General features: G+C 50.2%; 19 protein-coding genes. 8 read left to right on the top strand and 11 right to left on the bottom strand.

Translation table 11 applies throughout. The features are described 5' to 3' along the window. Positions 1-64: 64 nt before the first annotated feature. A complete protein-coding gene (locus D6029_RS18965; protein WP_120066275.1) occupies positions 65-304 on the bottom strand; it encodes a DUF1435 domain-containing protein in 240 nt (79 codons plus the stop codon). Positions 305-573: 269 nt separating this feature from the next. Here D6029_RS18965 and D6029_RS18960 point away from each other — a divergent pair, with 269 nt between their 5' ends. Both D6029_RS18960 and fhuF read left to right on the top strand, forming a co-directional pair. Then, a complete protein-coding gene (locus D6029_RS18960; RefSeq protein WP_120066272.1) occupies positions 574-1,638 on the top strand; it encodes a GGDEF domain-containing protein in 1,065 nt (354 codons plus the stop codon). A gap of 118 nt (positions 1,639-1,756) precedes the next feature. After that, positions 1,757-2,545 carry a siderophore-iron reductase FhuF gene (gene fhuF / locus D6029_RS18955; protein ID WP_120066271.1) on the top strand — a complete coding sequence of 263 codons (789 nt, stop codon included), beginning with the start codon at positions 1,757-1,759 and terminating at the stop codon, positions 2,543-2,545. 52 nt (positions 2,546-2,597) lie between these two features. On the opposite strand, the gene D6029_RS18950 is transcribed toward fhuF, so the two are convergent. Next, a complete protein-coding gene (locus D6029_RS18950; protein WP_120066270.1) occupies positions 2,598-3,944 on the bottom strand; it encodes a PTS sugar transporter subunit IIC in 1,347 nt (448 codons plus the stop codon). A 254-nt stretch (positions 3,945-4,198) separates the two neighbouring features. Between D6029_RS18950 and D6029_RS18945 the strand changes: the two genes are divergently transcribed. Further along, a complete protein-coding gene (locus D6029_RS18945) occupies positions 4,199-4,657 on the top strand; it encodes a YbaK/EbsC family protein (protein WP_120066269.1) in 459 nt (152 codons plus the stop codon). Positions 4,658-4,706: 49 nt separating this feature from the next. On the opposite strand, the gene D6029_RS18940 is transcribed toward D6029_RS18945, so the two are convergent. The 4 genes from D6029_RS18940 to pobA form a co-directional block, all read right to left on the bottom strand. Continuing rightward, a complete protein-coding gene (locus tag D6029_RS18940; RefSeq protein ID WP_120066268.1) occupies positions 4,707-5,411 on the bottom strand; it encodes a helix-turn-helix transcriptional regulator in 705 nt (234 codons plus the stop codon). Between the two features lie 22 nt (positions 5,412-5,433). Then, positions 5,434-6,084 (bottom strand): LuxR C-terminal-related transcriptional regulator, encoded by a 651-nt coding sequence (locus D6029_RS18935; protein ID WP_167456032.1) that lies wholly within the window; start codon positions 6,082-6,084, stop codon positions 5,434-5,436. 182 nt (positions 6,085-6,266) lie between these two features. Further along, positions 6,267-7,145 carry a helix-turn-helix domain-containing protein gene (locus tag D6029_RS18930; RefSeq protein WP_120066266.1) on the bottom strand — a complete coding sequence of 293 codons (879 nt, stop codon included), beginning with the start codon at positions 7,143-7,145 and terminating at the stop codon, positions 6,267-6,269. A 48-nt stretch (positions 7,146-7,193) separates the two neighbouring features. After that, positions 7,194-8,378, bottom strand: coding sequence for a 4-hydroxybenzoate 3-monooxygenase (gene pobA, locus D6029_RS18925; protein ID WP_120066265.1), 1,185 nt, complete (start codon positions 8,376-8,378; stop codon positions 7,194-7,196). A gap of 303 nt (positions 8,379-8,681) precedes the next feature. On the opposite strand from pobA, the gene D6029_RS18920 reads away from it, so the two are divergent. The 4 genes from D6029_RS18920 to D6029_RS18905 all read left to right on the top strand — a co-directional run bounded on the left by D6029_RS18920 (position 8,682) and on the right by D6029_RS18905 (position 11,305). Next, positions 8,682-9,458: a threonine/serine exporter family protein gene (locus D6029_RS18920; protein WP_120066264.1), complete on the top strand. Its 777-nt coding sequence runs from the start codon at positions 8,682-8,684 to the stop codon at positions 9,456-9,458. After that, positions 9,449-9,922, top strand: a complete 474-nt coding sequence (locus D6029_RS18915; protein WP_120066263.1) for a threonine/serine exporter — start codon at positions 9,449-9,451, stop codon at positions 9,920-9,922. The genes D6029_RS18920 and D6029_RS18915 overlap by 10 nt, the downstream gene beginning before the upstream one ends. A 108-nt stretch (positions 9,923-10,030) precedes the next feature. Next, positions 10,031-10,672, top strand: coding sequence for a TetR/AcrR family transcriptional regulator (locus tag D6029_RS18910; protein WP_120066262.1), 642 nt, complete (start codon positions 10,031-10,033; stop codon positions 10,670-10,672). A gap of 117 nt (positions 10,673-10,789) precedes the next feature. Further along, positions 10,790-11,305, top strand: a complete 516-nt coding sequence (locus D6029_RS18905; protein ID WP_120066274.1) for a YjjA family protein — start codon at positions 10,790-10,792, stop codon at positions 11,303-11,305. Positions 11,306-11,486: 181 nt separating this feature from the next. Here D6029_RS18905 and D6029_RS18900 read toward each other — a convergent pair whose 3' ends face one another. The 3 genes from D6029_RS18900 to D6029_RS18890 form a co-directional block, all read right to left on the bottom strand. Then, the gene (locus tag D6029_RS18900) at positions 11,487-12,503 is read right to left on the bottom strand and encodes a class I SAM-dependent methyltransferase (protein ID WP_120066261.1); all 1,017 of its coding nucleotides are present in this window, start codon (positions 12,501-12,503) and stop codon (positions 11,487-11,489) included. Between the two features lie 73 nt (positions 12,504-12,576). Next, the gene (locus D6029_RS18895; protein WP_120066260.1) at positions 12,577-13,746 is read right to left on the bottom strand and encodes a M20 aminoacylase family protein; all 1,170 of its coding nucleotides are present in this window, start codon (positions 13,744-13,746) and stop codon (positions 12,577-12,579) included. Between the two features lie 14 nt (positions 13,747-13,760). Next, the gene (locus D6029_RS18890) at positions 13,761-15,095 is read right to left on the bottom strand and encodes an MFS transporter (protein WP_120066259.1); all 1,335 of its coding nucleotides are present in this window, start codon (positions 15,093-15,095) and stop codon (positions 13,761-13,763) included. A 170-nt stretch (positions 15,096-15,265) separates the two neighbouring features. On the opposite strand from D6029_RS18890, the gene D6029_RS18885 reads away from it, so the two are divergent. After that, positions 15,266-16,201 (top strand): LysR family transcriptional regulator, encoded by a 936-nt coding sequence (locus D6029_RS18885; protein ID WP_120066258.1) that lies wholly within the window; start codon positions 15,266-15,268, stop codon positions 16,199-16,201. Positions 16,202-16,250: 49 nt separating this feature from the next. Here D6029_RS18885 and D6029_RS18880 read toward each other — a convergent pair whose 3' ends face one another. Both D6029_RS18880 and ascF read right to left on the bottom strand, forming a co-directional pair. Beyond that, positions 16,251-17,681 (bottom strand): 6-phospho-beta-glucosidase, encoded by a 1,431-nt coding sequence (locus D6029_RS18880; RefSeq protein ID WP_120066257.1) that lies wholly within the window; start codon positions 17,679-17,681, stop codon positions 16,251-16,253. A 17-nt stretch (positions 17,682-17,698) separates the two neighbouring features. Next, positions 17,699-19,162 carry a PTS cellobiose/arbutin/salicin transporter subunit IIBC gene (gene ascF, locus D6029_RS18875; protein ID WP_120066256.1) on the bottom strand — a complete coding sequence of 488 codons (1,464 nt, stop codon included), beginning with the start codon at positions 19,160-19,162 and terminating at the stop codon, positions 17,699-17,701. Between the last annotated feature and the right edge of the window lie 146 nt (positions 19,163-19,308).

Here is a 19,308-nt window from a genome sequence, read left to right as displayed (position 1 = left end):
CAAGTCCCTCTCTTCGCACCAATTCTTATCACTCTCTTCTTGCAACACTCTCAGCGTTACCTCCCTATTTCATCGCTTCCAAATTCATCATCACCAATGCAAGCCCACTGGCAACCGCTACGCATGATGGTAACAAGACAAAATGACGTAACCGCTTATGGTACAGCATGCCTGTTGTCGCCAATAACCCCAATACAATCAATCCCCGCCACTGGCTAAACGTTAAATCCAGACATAGCAATGCCGCGACAATGCCTCCCGGTATCAACACCCCCCATGCGCTTTCTAACTGACGTTGTAATATCATCGCTATCGCACCAATTGAAAATGATAACCAATATCATATGATATAATTTCTCGTTTGTCAGCGCGGTGTATTCACTGTTTTACATTAGAAATGTTAAGCATTCCTCATCATCAGATGACATGATTTCGTTAAGGTGATAGATTGAGCAGCGATGTTAAACCCATGATTAGAAAATAGATAATTGCATCAAGCAATCACCTTCCCTGTATTTTTTATAATATATTCAACAATATAACGTTGAGCATGAGTCGAAAGAATTTTGTGATATGACAGCAACAACCTGGCGCGCATTACTGAAAGGGAAACATCAACTCTCGTTGCGTTTATTTTTATTACTAAACGCCTTTTCTGCGGGATTTAGTATGGTGTCGCCATCAGTTAACACACAACGTTTCACGGTCCCTATCATCCTGGTGCTGGCTGTTAGCCTGTCGTGTCTGCTCTGGCAGTTCGTGAACAAAAAGAAGCTAATTAACATTAACGCCATTTCGTTAATAATTGGGTTACTTTGGGCATGGCATATCTATATAAAAGTCAGTGCGATGTCCGTTATTGATCTTAATTTTCTGATTATTGCTTTATTAGCCATATTATTTATTGGCTCGATTTCTTTTATCAATAATATCCAGGCCTTTTTGGCTTCCTGCCTGCCCGTAACGGCTGTGATTTTATGGCTCGACCAGGGCGCTAACTGGCCACGTGTACTGTATTCCGTTGTTCTTCCTGGTTTTGGTATTACGATCCAGCATATCATTCAGAAACGTAATGATAATTTTACCCGTCGCCTGATGGATAAGTTACTCGAAGAAAAAGAAACGCTGACTGATTTGAGTATGCTGGACCCGCTCACCGGCTTGTATAACCGCCGTGGGTTTCGTAACCGTCTCGATACTATTCTGGCGTTAGGCAGCGGTCAGCACTTCGTGCTGCTGTTAGATATCGACCATTTCAAAGCCTACAACGACAACTACGGCCACAGCATGGGCGACCAGGCGTTGACACACATCTCAGCCGCAATTCGCGATACGGTTCGCTCACGCGATGTCGTCACCCGCTATGGCGGCGAAGAATTTATGGTGTTGCTGACGGACATTGACGCCGAGCGTGCCATGCAAACCGCCGAGCGAATTCGCCAGCGTGTTTATGATTTAAAAATCCCTCACCTGTTTAATGAAGACGTCGCCACGCATGTGACAGCCAGCATCGGTATCGCGCCACTTGAGCAATCAGATATTGAAGAAGCGTTACGCCAGGCGGATGCTGCTCTGTATCGTGCAAAACGCCAGGGCCGTAATAGCATTCTGATTAGCGATTCGCTGCTCACAAACTAAGCCAAACAACGACTTACCTGATCCCACTCTTCCTGCGCATAAAATGGCCTTGCTAAAGGCTTTGCCTATAGATAGGATTGGCAATCATTATCATTTGTATTAGTGGTCTTGTTTGTCGATGGCGTTTCAGTCTACACAGTTTGATGATTTCCAGGCATGGCAACCGCCTTTCACGAGCACGCAATCAACGCTTGCGGATGAGCTGCGTGCGCATTTCACGGCGCATCGCCCGTACTTCAACGACATCATTAAACTGAATGAACATGCCCCCGCCTCCAGCCTGACTCTGCATCAATGGGCGCAACCTACTGCATTAACTTCGCTTCTCGCCTGCTACAGCGACCATATTTATCGCAATCAGCCACAGCTCGAGCGGGAAGGAAAACCGCTAAAATCACTGTGGGCGCAATGGTATCTGGGTTTGCTGGTTCCGCCGTTAGTCATGGCGTTGATTACCCAACCGCGCGCGCTGGATATTGATCCCCAGCGAATCCACGTCGAGTTTCACGAAACAGGTCGAGCAGCCACTTTCTGGATAGACGTTCAGGAAGATAGAGTCGCTACCACTCAACCGTTAGCTCAACGCCTTGAGAAATTGATTATCAACGGGTTAATGCCGGTGGTGAATGCGCTAGAAAATAGCGGTGAGATTAACGGGAAACTCATCTGGAGTAATACCGGGTATTTGCTGAACTGGTTTTTTGGCGAGCTGCGAGAGTTGCTGGATGAATCGACGATTGCCGAATTACGCCATGCTTGTTTCTTTGAGAAGCAGTTGCGCGATGGTCAGGATAACCCGCTCTATCGCACCGTGATTCTTCGTGAAGGAATGCTGGTACGTCGCACCTGCTGCCAACGCTATAAACTGCCAGACGTTCAACGCTGCGGTGACTGCACCTTAAAGTAAAAAGCAAAACGGTGGGTTTCCCCACCGTTTCATCTCATTGATTACACCCTGATTAAGCGGCTTGTTGGCTCTCTTCGCCAGAAGCTTTCTGTGCTTCTTCGGCTTCCTGCTCCAGCAACTGCTTCTCGTACACTTTGAAGAACGGGAAGTAGATAATCGCCGAAACCACAGCCAGCAGAATGACCAGGATTGCTGCACGGAAGTCCCAACCCAGCGCCCATGCGGCACCGATTGGTGCAGGTGCGGTCCACGGCACCACTGAAATAACACGCCCAATCAGATCCATTTTCATTGCGCCCCACGCCAGCACAGCGTTGACCATTGGCGCCAGCAGGAACGGAATAAAGAACACCGGGTTCATTACAATTGGCGTACCGAAAATCACCGGCTCGTTAATGTTAAAGCACGTTGGAACAATACTCAGGCGGCCAATCGAACGCAGGTGCGCTGACTTACTGCGCAGATAGCAAATCACCAGCCCCATGGTGGCACCAGAACCGCCGACCACAATAAAGAACGTCCAGAACGCTTCCATAAAGATGTGTGGCAACGGTGCGCCTTGCGCCAGTGCGCTCTGGTTCATGCCGAGGTTGGTCAGCCAGAACATTTGCAGCATACCGGAAACAATCGCCGCACCATGGATGCCTGCAAACCACAGCAGGTGGCCAATCAACACTGCAAGCAGAATCGCAGGTAATGAGTCAGCAGCAGAAACCAGTGGTTTAAACACCGACATAATCGCTTGTGGAATCAGCATGTCGAACTGTGACTGAATCAACAGGCTCAGCGGATAAAGCGTCAGAACCACCACCAGCACCGGAATCAGCAGATCAAAGGAGTTCTTGATCATCGGTGGAACCTGGTCAGGAAGTTTGATCCCAATATTGTGTGCTTTCAGGAAGCGCATCATTTCAACGCAGTAGATCGCTACCAGGATCGCAGTAAAGATCCCCGTCCCACCCAGGCTATCCATTGGCATAACGCCTTTGGTTTTCGGAGCCGCGACCAGCAGGAAAGCCATCAAAGAAAGCATCGCACACATGAACGGATCCAGGCCGTGCGACTTCACATAATGTTTACCGAGGTTGTAAGCAATAGCCGCACAAATGTAGATAGACATAATGCCCATCGTCATATCAAACGGCGTCAGAATTTGACCTTCGAAATGTTTTGCTGCATCCAGCCACGCACGGGCAAAACCCCAGGTGGTGGTTGGTGAGAACGGCGGATAAGCAAACACCAGCAGGAACGAACCGACAATCATAAATGGCATCGCCGAAATAAACCCATCACGAATCGCCATAACATGACGTTGTGAGGAAATTCGCCCAGCGACGGGACTCACGTAATTTTCTACAAAGCGGAATATCAAATTAAAGGCTGCATGATTCGTAGACATAGGCTGCTCTTATTATTGGATACAGGTAGGTGACCATTTCAGTATTCATCGCTATTTCACCGACTGCAACCGGTTACTGAAACCGGTTGCAGTGATTGTGAAGAAGATCGAAAAATAACTGAAAGTTTGAGTTCTTTAGGTATTTCACGTCACAACATCGCGCTTTCATGCCGCATTCGCAGGGCGAATTTCACTGGTTTACATATAGCACAGACTTATGCCAAATTATTTGCTGACTAAAATGGGAGAAAAGCATGAGCCTGCAGTCTGTCCGGCAATTTTTTGCCGAAAACGCCCCTGATATCAACATCATCGAACTAAACCAAAGCACCGCAACGGTTGCGCTGGCCGCAGCGGCTCATCGTGTTGAACCGGGTCAAATCGCCAAAACATTGTCGTTGAAAGTGAAAGACAGGGTTGTGCTGGTTGTCGCGAAAGGCGATGCACGCCTGGATAATAAAAAGCTCAAAACCGTATTTGGGGCCAAGGCCCGCATGCTAAGCAGCGATGAAGTGGTTATCTGGACAGGCCACCCCGTAGGCGGCGTTTGCCCGTTTGGTCTGGAGAATCCCTTAACGGTTTATTGCGATATTTCTCTGAAACAATACGAAGAAGTTTTGCCAGCCGCTGGAGCGATTCATAGCGCGGTGCGGATTTCCCCGACTCGACTGGCTGAACTGACCGCCGCTCACTGGGTCGATGTTTGCCAATAATCAGCAGACTTAGGAGCAGCCAACGCTCCTCAGTCCTGTCTGACAAACATCATCCTACTGCATTATCCGGTGGCAAATTCAGCTCCTGCATACCGCTTTCGCTGATCATCCACGCAAACATTTCGGCATCACTTTTCAATCCCAGGCGGCGTAGCGCACTGCTTTTTTGGGCACTGACGGTTTTATAATTTTTCTCGAGTAACGTCGCAATTTGCGTCAACTGCCAACCTTTGCTGATTAATCGTAAAACTCTACGCTCGGAAAAAGTCAGACTATTACTGGGCACTTCTGTAGCGGAAGATTGCGCCGCTTTCTCCTGCAACAAAAGCCGGCTAATTCGTTCGACTTCGCCACCGCTGTTAAAGACATGCTCGATAATACTGCTCATCGGCTCATATAAAGAAAGCAACGATGTTTTAGAGTTCAGCAGACGTTCGATGGCAATATTGGTCAAATGCGCGGGCAACATGATGATCCACTGAATCTGCCGATATTGATGGTGTAGCGAGTTAAGAAATTCACATTCGCCAAAGATTTCTTGTAGCGAGCTATCCAACTCAAGCACCACCACATCAATTTTCGCCAGCATCTCGCGGTTCAATTCCGAGTAGTCAGACAGTAAAACGACTGATGACTGCGGCGCTCTCTGTGCCATGATGAACTGCAAACCGTCACGCATTAATGGCCGTTTACTGACGACGGCCGCGCGGCAAAAAGGGTTACGCAAAAAAATCCGTGTTTTGCTTTCCTGCATTTTTTATCTCCTTATAAAAAAATCACTTTCCTGACAACGCACACCCCAAAAGGTGAAGATCTTTCTCGCAGTGCAATCCTAGCTTTTCCATGGCATGTCTTTTGTGCGAACTGACGGTTCTGATATCGCGCCCCAGGTTATGCGCCACCTGGCTCACATTGTGGCCGAGAAATAATTGCCCTATTACCTGAACTTCGCACACCGTTAACTCGGCCATCATTCTTTCTTCCAGGATGCTTTTAATGATTGGGCTACACAACATCACCTTTGAATTAAATGATTTATTGATGAAATCTGAAAAAGTGGCGGATGACTCATATTGAGAAATAATAATTCTCACACCCAGCGCAGCAATATAATTAAGCACGCTAAGTTTATGATTGCGCGTGTAAGCAATGATTACCGCCGAAGGTTGAACGGTGCGGCACCAGTTAATAAACTTTATCTCTTCGGCAAGCTGGCTGGTTGATTCACTGATATTTAAGATAACAGTGACATCAGATGTTTTTAACACTCCTGAATAAGCTTCATCAATCCTATTGATAACCTTAACTAATCCATTAACTTTCGAGTTCGATTGAAGCTTAGTAACAATTCCCGCTGCGGTTAATACACAAGGAACTACTACCATTATCGTGCTGGAAGGATTACTTGCAGTGATAATATTTTCCATATCATTCCTTTGACTAATATATGTGAAACTATAAAAGAGAGAGGATAAGTCTTCTAAGTGAATATTAAAAATAGAAAGAAATATTAATGATGAAATATTATTTCTGAAAGTGACATTTCTTACAACTTCATACCATTTAAAATTAGCCATAATTAATATTGAATTAATTATTATTAAATACATTACAACTCATGGATTGGATGATGGCGGAAATCTTTTGGCGTCGAGCCGGTATAACGGCGGAAAAATCGTGAAAAATAAGTCGCATCGCTAAATCCCAGATATTCTGAGATCTGGCTTATGGTCATGCTGGTGTAAAGCAAACTACGCCGGGCTTCGAGCAGAACACGTTGGTGCAGAACATTAAGCGCACTGCAGCCATAGAATTCATGGCACAAGTTGTTCAAATGCACGGTCGATAAACCCACCACACTCGCATAATGCGTGACTGATAATTGCTCGCGATAGTGACGCTCAACCAATTGATTAAACTGATGAATAACGGCGCGTTTGCGTTCAACTCGCGAACTGCCGCTCGGGGCCGGAGCGCATTGGCGATTAAGCCAAACTAACAGTGCGCTGATCAGCGAATGCAGCATCATATCTCGCGCTTCGCCCTGCCCTTCGTACTCATTCTGAAGCGTGCTAAACAAGGTATTAATTTGCCTGCGCGAGCCTTTCACCGGCACGCAAGCCGCCTGGGCTAAGACCTGCAAAGGCCGACCAAATTGCTGTTCAAACTGAGCAATCAAGGGCGCGGAAAATGAAAGAATATAACCCTGAGCACCGGGTGAAAATTTGAAGCCGTGCACGCACAATGCGGGCACCACCTGAAGGCAGGCATGATTAACGTGATGTTTCACGCCTTCAATATCTATCTCCACCTGCCCTTTATGCAGATAAAGCAGTTGAACCAAATCCGCATGCTGATGAATGCGAATGTGCCATTCATAAAGGCTGCTGCGGCTGTGAATAGACTCACAATGCAGCAAATCCGCCGCAGGCCAGATTCGGTTTTCACCATAAAGTTTAAATACCGGAATACCGGTGTTCAGGCTCATTTCACCCTCTTAGCTTAAAAAACCCATGCTCTGTTGAACAAGTGTAGTTTATTCAACAGATTCGAAGTCCAGCCCAACGTAGTTTTCGGCAATGGTCGTCAGCCCCGCGCGTGATGCCATATAATATTCACGGTCTGCCTGCTGCATCTTGCGGTCAAACGCGCTCATGTCTTCGAAATCATGCAGCAGATTAGTCATAAACCAACTAAAGCGTTCCCCTTTCCAGACCCGGCGCAACGCCATCGGTGAATAGGTTTCCAGTAAATCCGTTCGCCCTTCGTGGTAAACCTTTTTCAAAATTCGGTAGAGATAATTAACATCCGACGCCGCCAGATTCAGCCCTTTCGCGCCGGTCGGCGGCACGATATGCGCGGCATCGCCGACCAGAAATAGTTTGCCGTACTGCATCGGCTCGACGACATAACTGCGCAGCGGCGCGATACTTTTCTCAAGTGAGTGACCAGTCACTAACTTATCGACCAGCTCTTGTGGCAAACGCTGTTTTAGCTCACCCCAGAAGCGTTCATCAGGCCAGGCTTCCACTTTGTCACTGAGCGGAACCTGCAAATAGTAACGGCTTCTGGTTAGTGAGCGCTGACTACACAACACAAATCCACGTTCATGATGAGCATAAATCAGCTCGTGATTCACAGGCGGCGTGTCAGATAACAAGCCAAGCCAGCCGAAGGGATAAACACGTTCGAACTCCTGGGTGATCTCCGCCGGAATCGCTTTGCGCGAAACACCGTGGAACCCATCGCAACCCGCGATATAGTCGCAATCAATACGATAAGTTTCGCCCTGCTTTTCAAAAGTGACATACGGCGAATCACTTTTAACATCAAACAATTGCACATCGCTGACGCCGTACATTGAGACAGTGTCCGTTGCCCGGCGCGCATCCATTAAATCGTGCGTCACTTCTGTCTGGCCGTACACCATCACGGTCTTGCCACCGGTCAATTCTTTGAGCGGAACCGGAATACGTTTGCCATCCACCAAAAACTCAACGCCTTCGTGGACTAATCCTTCCGCATCCATTCGCTCACTAACGCCCGCCTCGCGCAGCAAATCGACAGTCCCGCTTTCCAGAACGCCTGCGCGAATGCGCCCCAAAACATGTTCGGGCGTTTGTCTTTCGAGCACGATATTGCTGATCCCGGCATTGTGCAGCAATTGCCCCAACAGCAAGCCCGACGGGCCAGCACCGATAATCACAACTTGAGTTTTCATAGGATACGCTCTCTCAATGCCGGTTATTTAAATGTTATTTTTATGTTTAGCAAATGTTCGAATGTGCATTTTTATCGTCACAGGAGGGAAAAAGAAGGCCAATATCGGTGCAAAACGTGCACTTTTCGAAACTCACACCGAGACTGTGGACGAGTTCATATTTCGCCGAAAAAGTGTGCGAAATTGATTATCTGGCTAAATGTTGATCTGGCCCGCCTGAGTAGAGGGGGCGGCCTATGTTAAAACTGGGGGATGTTAAAAATTGAGCGATTAGCGTCGCTTTTCACCTCTTATAGGACAGGCATGTCGACAGACGTAAACTTACAGCGCGATGTCACCCGGCTGTGTATTCAGTGCGGGCTTTTCTTGCTGCAACACGGCGCTGAAAGCTCGCTGGTTGAAGAACTTTCCAGCCGTTTAGGGATCGCTTTGGGAATGGATAGCGTTGAAAGCTCAATTTCAGCGAACGCCATTGTTCTGAGCACCATCAAAGATAACCAGTGCCTCACCACCACGCGCAAAAATATCGACCGTGGCATCAACATGCACGTGGTGACGGAAGTCCAACATATTGTGATCATGGCTGAACACAAGTTGTTGGATTGCAAAGATGTTTTAAAAAGATTTGAGCATATTAAACCGCTGCGATATCCCCGTTGGTTAGTGGTGTTGATGGTCGGCCTCTCCTGCGGCTGTTTCTGTAAGCTCAATCATGGCGGTTGGGATGGGGCATTCATCGCATTTCTGGCCGGTTCGGTGGCAATGTACGTCCGATTAGTGCTCACCGCGCGCCATTTACACCCACAAATTAATTTCTGCATTACGGCCTTTGTCGCCACGTCTATTTCTGGTTTGCTTATCGCCAAAGGGCCGTTTGCCAACACTTCAAATATTGCGATGGCGGCGAGTGTATTGCTGCTGGTGCCGGGCTTTCCGCTGATCAACGCCGTGGCCGATATGTTTAAAGGCCACGTCAACACCGGGCTTGCCCGATGGGCAATGGCGAGTTTACTCACGCTTGCCACCTGCATTGGCGTGGTGATGGCGATGTCCGTGTGGGGGTTAAAAGGATGGGAATAATCGACTTTTTACTCGCGCTGTTACAAGACATGGCGCTGGCGGCGATCCCCGCAGCCGGTTTCGCACTGGTGTTTAATGTCCCGCAACGTGCTTTGCCCTATTGCGCCTTGCTCGGTGCGATTGGCCACGGCTCAAGAATGGCGATGATGACGGCAGGCCTGAACATCGAATGGAGCACGTTTATCGCCTCGCTACTGGTCGGGAGCATCGGTATTCAATGGTCACGCTGGTATTTGGCCCATCCGAAAGTGTTTACCGTCGCCGCCGTGATCCCGATGTTTCCTGGGATTTCAGCTTACACCGCGATGATTTCAGCGGTAAAACTCAGCCACTTTGGTTACACCGAAGACCTGATGATTCAACTGCTGACCAACTTCCTGAAAGCGTCTTTTATCGTCGGTGCGCTATCGATTGGCCTATCCATTCCGGGGCTGTGGCTGTACCGCAAACGCCCACGAGTGTGATGTGTTTCAGGGCTTCGCGAACTCATCAGTGCTTTGCCCGCGCAAACTTGTTTTAATGTCATCTGGCCTGGGCGTTACCAGCGGCCTGATGACATTAAGGAGCCTTGCGTGGAAACCCACGAAATTTATCTTCCTGAGCGTTTCGATGACGCCAGTTTGAAAGAAAAGATTTTCTTCAGCGCCATTAGTTTGTTCGCTGAGTTTGGCCTTAACGGCGCACGCATGGAGCAAATTGCCGAAAAGGCTAACACCACAAAACGCATGGTGGTTTATCATTTCAAAAGCAAAGAACTGCTTTATGTTCAGGTGCTTGAATATGTGTACACCCAAATTCGCAGCTGTGAACGCCAGCTCAATCTTTCCCATCAACCACCCGTCGAAGCGATGGTGGAACTGGTGGAATGGACATTTGATTTCCACGCCACGCACCCGGATTTCATTCGTATTATCTGCATGGAAAACATGCAGCGCGGGCGCTTTGTGAAAGAGTCGGCGTACCTGCGTGAAATAAACCGCAGCGCGCTGGAATTACTGGAAGATGTGTTGACCCGTGGGCAAGAAAAACAGCTGTTTAATAAGCTTGTTACCGCCAAAGACGTTCACCGCCTGATCAGTAGTTTTAGCTTCTATCATGTCGCCAACAGTTACACCTTCTCCAACTTCTTTGAAGACGGAGCCGAACCGACTGACAGCACCAGCCATTACCGTGAAATGGCGGTAAAAGTCGTGCTGCGCTACATCGGGCCGTAAATAACCGTATTTTTGGGATGCTTTAAGAACTCTCCGAACCTCAAAAGGCCGGGAGAAAGCGGTATACTCGACGAAAATTCGCCTGCAATGCAGGCTTCCGAAAAAGAGTATAAACAGATGAAAGCAAGCAAAAAGGTTTTATGCGCTCTGGCGCTGGCAACGTCGGTATTTGCTGGCCAGGCGATGGCCGCAAGCTGGCAGGATCAGCTTTCCAGCGCAGCAAATGAATTAAGCAAATCCACCAGCACCAGCAGTACAGGCACGACGACTACTGGCACCACCGGTAACTCTTTGGCCTCACTGACCAGCCTGCTCGGCGGCGGTACTAGCGCATTAAGCTCTAACAGCATGACCAATGCCGCCGGTATTTTAGAATACTGCATGAAGAACAAACTGGTTTCCGCCACCAATCCAGAAAACGTCAAAAATCAGCTGCTCGACAAACTCGGTTTAGATAGCGGCACCAAACAAACAGAACCTCAGGATTACACCCAGGGTTTGATGGGCCTGCTCAATACTGGCAAAGGCCAGCAGCTGAATCTGAACAGCATCGGCAGCTCACCGATTGCGGAAAAAGTGAAAACTCAGGCGTGTGATTTTGTGCTGAAACAAGGCATGAACTACCTGTCTTAAAAGTCAGGCCTTGTCGATCGGATAAGCGGCAGTGTCATCCGACAACACCGGCGTAAATGGTGGATGACGCTATCGTTTATCCACCCTACAAAACCCTTTGCAAGCAATCCCCACGTAGGTCGGATAAGCGATAGCGTCATCCGACAAAACCCGCTCATCAACCTTTGCCGCAATCTGAATTTTACTCCTTCACATTAATCTCCAGCACCGCATAAACCCCATCGCTGGGTAACGTCACCGTGACATTTTTCAGGTCAATTCCTGCCGCCAGAACAATATCCCTGAGCTCGAAAAGCGTGCGCGGATAAATCGTCGTCCAGCCTACGCAGCGCAACACAAAATCAATTTGCGGACTGGTTTTGAGCATATTTGAAATAATCAGCACGCCGCCCGGTTTCACCAGACGCAGGGCGTGACGGATAAAATTCACCGCTTCCGGTTCCGAAAAGTATTCAAAAATCCCCAACCCATCGACCAGTTCAGCTGATTGCTCGCCCAACTCCTGAACCAGTTTGTCGCTGACCACCATCCGGTCAAATAAATTGCGCATCAACAAAGCAAAATGATGGCCTACCACCAGCCCATATTGTGTCGCCAACCCGCGAGCAAATTTCAGCGATTGCCGGTCATGATCAACCAGCAGCAAAGTGAATTTCTGCGACCTGAGTTTTGCGCCGCGTAAGGTCTTTAAAACCGGCACCGCCGCGCCACAAGCCAGGCTTATCCAGTTTCCAGAAACACGGTTATTCAGGTGAATATCGGCAATGTCCGCCATCACTTTGGCGCGGGAACGAATCCCCCGCGCATCATTGGCGTGAATAAACCAGGGTCGGCTATGAACATCCATTTCCCCGCCGCTGATCAAGCGTTCCGCTAGCGGATGCTGCACAGCCCAAAGCGCCAGCGCGGTTGGAACCAACTGGCAACGCCACTCCTGAAGGGCAGGTCGATTATGGAAGGCAAGTTCAGAGAGTTTATTGCGACAGCGTATTCGCCGCATTCCCTGGTTATCCAGGAATATCTCCGGTGCTTCAAGCGTCGAATCGCTGACGAGCTGCTGATTGATATCATCGATCTGTTCTGCAACCTGATCCTTCATCGGCCAGCTATCGCTTATGTCGCTACAAGAGATATTTTTTATGGCAAGATCCGCCGGCACAGAGCCGGGGATCACGGTGAGAAAAGGTTGCCAGGACATGTAAAACCTCTGCTGACGTTTTCTTTCAGTCTAGAAAACCCAGGGTTATTTACCGTCAGCAGAAAGTTGTAATTTACGAACGTAAGAAAGACTCGGTCAGCTTGACCCAATAGGTCGCACCGCTGGAAATACAGGCATCGTTGAACTGATATAACGGGTGGTGAACCGAGTAGTCATTGTTGCCGGTCGCCGTCCCCAGCCATAAATAACAGCCCGGCACTTCCTCCAGCATGAACGAGAAATCCTCGCTGCCCATCGCACTTTTCACCGTCGCAGGATCGGCGACTTTATCAGCCCCGAAAACGTCGCGAGCCACCTGCATCGCAAACTCAGTTTGCTGCGGGTCGTTGACCGTCACCGGGTAGCCGAAATCCACCGCAATCGATGCTTTCACATCAAAACTTTCTGCCTGCGCGTGAACCAGTTTCTGAATGCGCAGTTTCACCGCATCCCGCACCTCAGATTTAAAGGTACGCATATTGAGTTTCAGCACCGCGCTGTGCGGAATAATATTATGCGTGGTGCCGCTTTGCAGGCTCCCTACCGTCACCACCGCAGAATCCTGCGGATCTACATTGCGCGAAACAATGGTTTGCAGCGCCATGACGATCGACGCCCCGGCAACCGTCGGATCAATACAATGTTCCGGCATCGATCCGTGTCCGCCTTTGCCTTCGAGAGTGATCGTCATGCTGTCTGACGAAGCCATCAGCGCGCCGGGTTTGGTGGCGATTTCCCCCGCAGGCAACAACGGGAAATTGTGCAGGCCAAAAACTGCATCGCACGGAAACAGCTTAAACAAGCCGTCATCAATCATACGTTTTGCGCCGCCAATCGACTCTTCCGACGGCTGGAAAATCAGGTGTAACGTGCCGCTAAACGGGCGATGCTCCGCCAGATAACGCGCCGCCGACAGCAAAATGGCGCAGTGTCCGTCATGCCCGCAGGCGTGCATTTTCCCTTCATTCACGCTTGCCCACGGCAGCCCGGTTTGCTCCTGCATTGGCAGCGCGTCCATATCGGCGCGAATCCCCAGACGCTTGCCGCCGCTTCCTACTTTTAGCGTTCCCACCACGCCCGTTCCGCCGAGGCCACGATGCACTTCGTAACCCCAGCCTGTCAGCAATTGTGCGATACGGTCGCTGGTGCGGAACTCTTCAAAACCTAACTCCGGGTGCTGATGGAAATCGCGGCGAATGGCGATCATTTCTGCTTCGTTATCAAGAATTTCTTTAATAAGCATAGGGTTATTCCTTTTTATTCATCACAGAAAGTTTCGCGTTCATGCCAGGCCAGTAATGCCGCGAAAGTGACGACCGCGCAGAACATCAAATACCAGGCAGGAGCCATCGGTTCCCCGGTGACTTTGAGCAACCAGGTCACGATTAACTGGGCGAAACCACCAAACAGCGTCACGCCGATGGCGTAAACCAGCGCCATACCGGAGGCACGAACCGCTTTGGGGAACGCTTCGAGGATCAACAAGAAAAAGGCAGCGGAGCTGATGTTGGCGAGGATCTGATCGAGGGCTATCAACGCCAGCGTGACGCCTAGCGGCGCACCATGCAAAATCGTCGCGAAGATCGGCCAGATCAGAATGAACGATCCCACCGCGCAGGCGATCAGTATCGGCTTGCGTTTCGGTAACCGGTCCGCCAGTTTGCCACCAAAGAACGGCACTAAAAGCGTCAGCGCGGCGGCGGTCAAACTCACCCACCATGAGGTGCTGGCAGGCATATGCAGCGTATTCACCATATAAGCGGGCATGTAATAAATGATGATGTAAAACGTGGTGGTGCCTTTCATCACCAGCAAAATACCGAGCAACAACGCGCGGCGATGCTCACGCCATAACGTTAAAGCCGGGTTTTCTGTCACGACCGTCGGCGTCACCGAGTGTGTTTCAGCCAGCTGGCGGCGGATATACAACCCAATCGGCATAATTGCCAGGCCGACAATAAACGGAATACGCCAGCCCCAGTCGTAAAGTTGTTGTTCGCTCAGCACATGGCTCAAACCCGCGCCCATCGCTGCGCCAAACAGTGCCGCCCCGCCCTGGCTGGTCATCTGCCAACTCACTCGCGCACCCCGGCTGGATTTATGCCCCGCTTCCATCAGCCAGGAAGTCGCCGCCCCCACTTCACCGCCCGCAGAAAAGCCCTGCAACATGCGCCCGGCGACCAACACGATTGGCGCAAGAATGCCAACCTGATGATAAGTCGGCGCAAATGCCACCATCATCACGCCTAAAGACATCAAGCCGAGGATCAGTGTCATCGCGGCTTTACGCCCGTGTTTGTCGGCATAATTCCCCAGAACCAGGCTCCCCAGCGGACGCATCACAAACCCGACGCCAAATGTCGCCACCGCCAGTAACAAAGAGGTGTAGTCATTGGTGCTTGGGAAAAAGAGATGGCCAATAATCACCGAGAAAAAGCTGTAAACCGCAAAATCGTAAATCTCGAGGCCATTGCCAAGAGTGACGGCCACCAACGACTTAGCGTTAGCGCGCTCCGGGACCAACGGCGCATCATACGGAAGCGCGGAAGTGACTCCGGCATCCACCTGGGCATAGCTGACACGCTGTTTCATGCTCACGTCCTTTTTTGTTACTTAGATGTAAACAAACTGGGGTTGATTTAACTATCTGCATAAAAAAAGAACATCGCAATCATAAAAATTAGTTATGCCTTTGGTTATCTTATTTGTATTGTGAGAGAGCAAATTTTGCACCACGGTGATGATCCAGGCGGGCCGGAAAATTGAAAATCAAACTAAATCAGTTAGATATTTTGTTGGAAGTTGCTGCGCAAGGCAGCATTGGCAAAGCGGCGAAGGCGTTACACCTCACACAACCGGCGATTTCTAAAACCATTCAGGAAATGGAAGCGGAAATCGGCATGCCGATTCTGCAACGCTCGTCACGCGGCGTAACGTTAAATGAGTATGGGCAAGTTCTGCTGCGCCACGCGCGCGATATCGACCGTTCTTTGCATGAAGCGCGTGACGAAATCGACAATCTACTTGGCAAAGCGATGCGCCAGTTGCGCGTCGGTTTCACCTCTGCGGCTTCCTACGGGCCATTTACCAACACGCTGATTCAGTTCCAGGCGCGTTATCCCGGCGTAAAACTCATCGTGATGGAAGGCCGCCCGCAGCAAATCCACGATGCGCTGGAAAACCAACGGCTGGATATCGCCGTGATCACCACCGCCAATAATGCCTCGCAAAACAGCATGTATTACGAATCGCTATACGCGCTGAGCAACACGGTGATTGCCGGGAACCAGCATCCCGTCACGCACACGACGTCACTGAAAAACTTGATGGATTACCCGTGGCTGGACTGGGACGAACCGGGTGAACATTCGATTCTCGGGCAAGTGTTCCGCCGCTATAACCTGCCGCTGCCGCAAAACATTATTCACTGTTCATCGCCGTGGATAATGGCGCGCATGATGGAGCAAACCGAGGCGATCAGTATGTGGACGTCGGTGCGTCTGCGTTTCCCTGGTTACAGCCCGAACCTGCGCCCGCTGGTGCTGCGCGAAGTGTTACCAGCCAGCAGTATCGGCATTTTGTGCCCGAATATTGCCCGTCTTTCCACGGCTGGAAATACCTTTATGGAGATGCTGCGAATAAACACGCGTGACTGGTTGCAAGATAGCGATGCGTTGGAAATGGTGGTGCGGGTGTGAAAATAGTCATGCGGCCAGATGCTAAAACCTGGCCGCAATCATTCGCCAATCAGCTTAAATCAGCGCCGTTGCTGGCAATTACTTTCTTATACCAGTAGAACGATTTTTTGCGTGTACGAGCCAAAGTGCCATTGCCCTGGTCGTCGCGGTCAACGTAAACAAAGCCGTAGCGCTTGCTCATTTCACCGGTGGATGCCGCTACCAAATCGATGCAGCCCCACGAGGTGTAACCCATCACCGGAATGCCGTCGTCGATGGCGTCCGCCATCGCTTTGATGTGCTCGCGCAAATAGCTGATGCGGTAGTCGTCATTGATCTCGCCCTGCTCGTTCACTTCGTCTTTCGCACCGAGGCCGTTTTCCACCAGGAACAGCGGCTTCTGGTAGCGGTCGTACATCATGTTCATGGTGATGCGTAAGCCCAGCGGGTCGATGCCCCAGCCCCATTCGCTCGCCTGAATGTGTGGGTTTTTCAGGGATTTCACGATGTTTGCTGCACTGCTGTTTTTATCGTTCATATCCGCCGACGCACAGCGCGAGGCGTAATAGCTGAACGAGACAAAATCGACGGTGTTTTTGAGGATTTCGTCATCGCCCGGCTCGATTTCTAACGTAATGCCTTTCTCGCGGAACACGCGTTTGGTGTATGACGGATACGCGCCACGCGCCTGCACATCAATAAAGAACAGATTCTCACGGTCTTTTTCCAGCGCCGCCCACACGTCTTCAGGTTTGCAGGAATACGGATAAAAATTCCCGCCCGCCAACATGCAGCCGACCTGGTTATTCGGGTTCACTTCGTGAGCAATTTTGGTCGCCAGCGCACTTGCCAGCAGTTCGTGATGCGTCGCCTGGTACTTAACTTGTTCTTTATTATCGCCTTCTTCGAATGCCAGACCTGCGCCTGAATACGGGCTGTGCAGCAGGATGTTGATTTCGTTAAAGGTTAGCCAGTATTTCACCAGCCCATCAAACGCTTCAAAACAGGTGCGCGCATAGCGGGTGAAAAACTCCACCATTTTGCGGTTACGCCACGAACCGTACTCTTTCACCAGATACAGCGGCACATCGAAGTGGCACAGCGTCACCAAAGGTTCGATTCCGTACTTTTTGCACTCGGCGAACATATCGCGATAAAACGCGATGCCTTCCGCGTTTGGCGTTAACTCATCGCCATTCGGGTAAATACGACTCCAGGCAATCGAGGTGCGGAAGACGGTAAAGCCCATTTCCGCCATCAGCGCGATGTCTTCTTTGTAGCGGTGATAGAAATCGATGCCGACGTGGCTCGGGTAATACTCGTCGTCACGCAGGGTAAAACGCTTTTCGAGGCCAGTTTTTACCGCCAGACGGTCTTTACCATGGGGAATAGTATCGACCGTGGTCAGCCCTTTACCGCCTTCAAGATAAGCGCCTTCAGCCTGGTTCGCCGCAATCGCACCGCCCCATAAAAAATCTTTCGGGAAAATAGAGTCGCTCATGAGATTCCTCTTCTAAATTAATTCGCGTTTGCGGCAGCAGGTTGTGATGCCACTGCGACAGTTGGCTGGACTTGTTCTTTCTCATCGCTTTGCTCAACCGGGATATCTTCGAAGCCCAGCACCAATGTCAGGATGAAAGAGAGCACCACGGCCAGAATCATCACGCCAAACACCCAAACGATGCTCATCGGATTGGCCGGGTCAAAGAACTGCACGCTGGTAAATAAACCCGGTGACGCCATGGAATGGCTGGCAAGCCCGCCGATTCCGGCAACCGCGCCGCAAACAAAGCCACTGATTAATGCCGCAATTAATGGGCGCTTCAGGCGCACCGCAACACCATAAAGCGCCGGTTCGGAAATGCCTGCCACAATCGCAGATGCCGCCGCAGCCAACGCCGTCTGGCGCAGTTCAGGGTTTTTGGTTTTCCAGGCAACCGCCAAAGATGAACCACCCAGCGACAAGTTAGCGCCAATTTCAGACGGCATCACCATGCCTTCTTTGCCCGTTTCGGCAATGGTTTGAATAATAGACGGGGTGAATACACGGTGCATGCCGGTCATCACCAACAGCGGCCACAGCGCGCCCATAATCGCCACTGATAACCAGCCTAAATAGTGGTGAATGGTATAAACCAGGGAAGAAATCCCGGTACCAATCCAGATGCCCAGCGGGCCAATCAGCATGATGGCAATCGGTGCGGAGATCAGCACAATCAGCATCGGCTTGAGGAAGTTTTTGGTCACCGCAGGCGTGATACGGTCAACCCAACGCTCGATGTACGACAGAATCCAGGTCATGCACAACGCAGGAATCACGGTGTAGGTGTATTTCACCGCCGTGACTGTCATGCCCATAAATTCAACGTGTTGGCCCTGAGCGGCTTTCGCCATCAGGTCAACAAAGTTCGGGTGAACCAGCACGCCAGCAATGGCAATCGCCAGCGACATATTAGTTTTGAATTTTATCGCGGCAGAGGCCGCAACCATGATTGGCAGGAAGAAGAATGCGCCGTCGCCAATCACGTTTAGAATGATGAGCGTGGACGAGCCTTTGCCGAATACGCCGGTCATATCCAGAATCATGGCCAGCAGTTTTACCATCGAACCGCCGATAATCGCCGGAATCAACGGCGACATGGTGCCAATCAGTGCGTCCAGAATCCCGGCACCGATGCGTTTCAGGGTGATTTTATTTTTGCCGTTCGCCGGAACCGCTGGTTGCATGCCTTCTGGCAGCAGTTTCAGCACTTCGGCATAAGCCTGAGAAACGGTATTCCCGATGATCACCTGGCACTGGTTTTCGCTGCGCACCACACCCAATACGCCATTGATCGCTTTCAGTTTCGCGGTGTCCACGATGCTGTCGTCGTTTAATACAAACCGCAAACGCGTCATGCAGTGTGTCACTGCGCCCACGTTTCCTGCGCCACCTATTGCGTCGATTATCGACTGAGAGACTGCTGCGTAATTCTTAGCCATGAGCTACCACTCTTTCTTATTTAAATTCATGCGGTTGTGAATGTTTTTACCGGTAGCATCACACTAACTTGTAGGGTTCTGAGAAATAGGTAACCGGTTCCACATTAGATTGACCAGGCAAAACGAACAGATCAAACACTAATTTT

Origin of the sequence: Buttiauxella izardii, assembly GCF_003601925.1 — a bacterium.
GTDB classification, from domain to species: Bacteria; Pseudomonadota; Gammaproteobacteria; order Enterobacterales; family Enterobacteriaceae; genus Buttiauxella; species Buttiauxella izardii.
The sequence above is the reverse complement of the archived record's forward strand: the minus strand, read 5'-3'. Positions and strand labels throughout refer to the sequence as shown.

Bases quoted from the DNA above. Each gene is read 5' to 3' on its own strand.
- D6029_RS18960 (WP_120066272.1), top strand. From the start codon at position 574: ATGACAGCAACAACCTGGCGCGCATTACTGAAAGGGAAACATCAACTC.
- fhuF (WP_120066271.1), top strand. From the start codon at position 1,757: ATGGCGTTTCAGTCTACACAGTTTGATGATTTCCAGGCATGGCAACCG.
- D6029_RS18950 (WP_120066270.1), bottom strand. From the start codon at position 3,944: ATGTCTACGAATCATGCAGCCTTTAATTTGATATTCCGCTTTGTAGAA.
- D6029_RS18945 (WP_120066269.1), top strand. From the start codon at position 4,199: ATGAGCCTGCAGTCTGTCCGGCAATTTTTTGCCGAAAACGCCCCTGAT.
- D6029_RS18940 (WP_120066268.1), bottom strand. From the start codon at position 5,411: ATGCAGGAAAGCAAAACACGGATTTTTTTGCGTAACCCTTTTTGCCGC.
- D6029_RS18935 (WP_167456032.1), bottom strand. From the start codon at position 6,084: ATGGAAAATATTATCACTGCAAGTAATCCTTCCAGCACGATAATGGTA.
- D6029_RS18930 (WP_120066266.1), bottom strand. From the start codon at position 7,145: ATGAGCCTGAACACCGGTATTCCGGTATTTAAACTTTATGGTGAAAAC.
- pobA (WP_120066265.1), bottom strand. From the start codon at position 8,378: ATGAAAACTCAAGTTGTGATTATCGGTGCTGGCCCGTCGGGCTTGCTG.
- D6029_RS18920 (WP_120066264.1), top strand. From the start codon at position 8,682: ATGTCGACAGACGTAAACTTACAGCGCGATGTCACCCGGCTGTGTATT.
- D6029_RS18915 (WP_120066263.1), top strand. From the start codon at position 9,449: ATGGGAATAATCGACTTTTTACTCGCGCTGTTACAAGACATGGCGCTG.
- D6029_RS18905 (WP_120066274.1), top strand. From the start codon at position 10,790: ATGAAAGCAAGCAAAAAGGTTTTATGCGCTCTGGCGCTGGCAACGTCG.
- D6029_RS18900 (WP_120066261.1), bottom strand. From the start codon at position 12,503: ATGTCCTGGCAACCTTTTCTCACCGTGATCCCCGGCTCTGTGCCGGCG.
- D6029_RS18895 (WP_120066260.1), bottom strand. From the start codon at position 13,746: ATGCTTATTAAAGAAATTCTTGATAACGAAGCAGAAATGATCGCCATT.
- D6029_RS18890 (WP_120066259.1), bottom strand. From the start codon at position 15,095: ATGAAACAGCGTGTCAGCTATGCCCAGGTGGATGCCGGAGTCACTTCC.
- D6029_RS18880 (WP_120066257.1), bottom strand. From the start codon at position 17,681: ATGAGCGACTCTATTTTCCCGAAAGATTTTTTATGGGGCGGTGCGATT.
- ascF (WP_120066256.1), bottom strand. From the start codon at position 19,162: ATGGCTAAGAATTACGCAGCAGTCTCTCAGTCGATAATCGACGCAATA.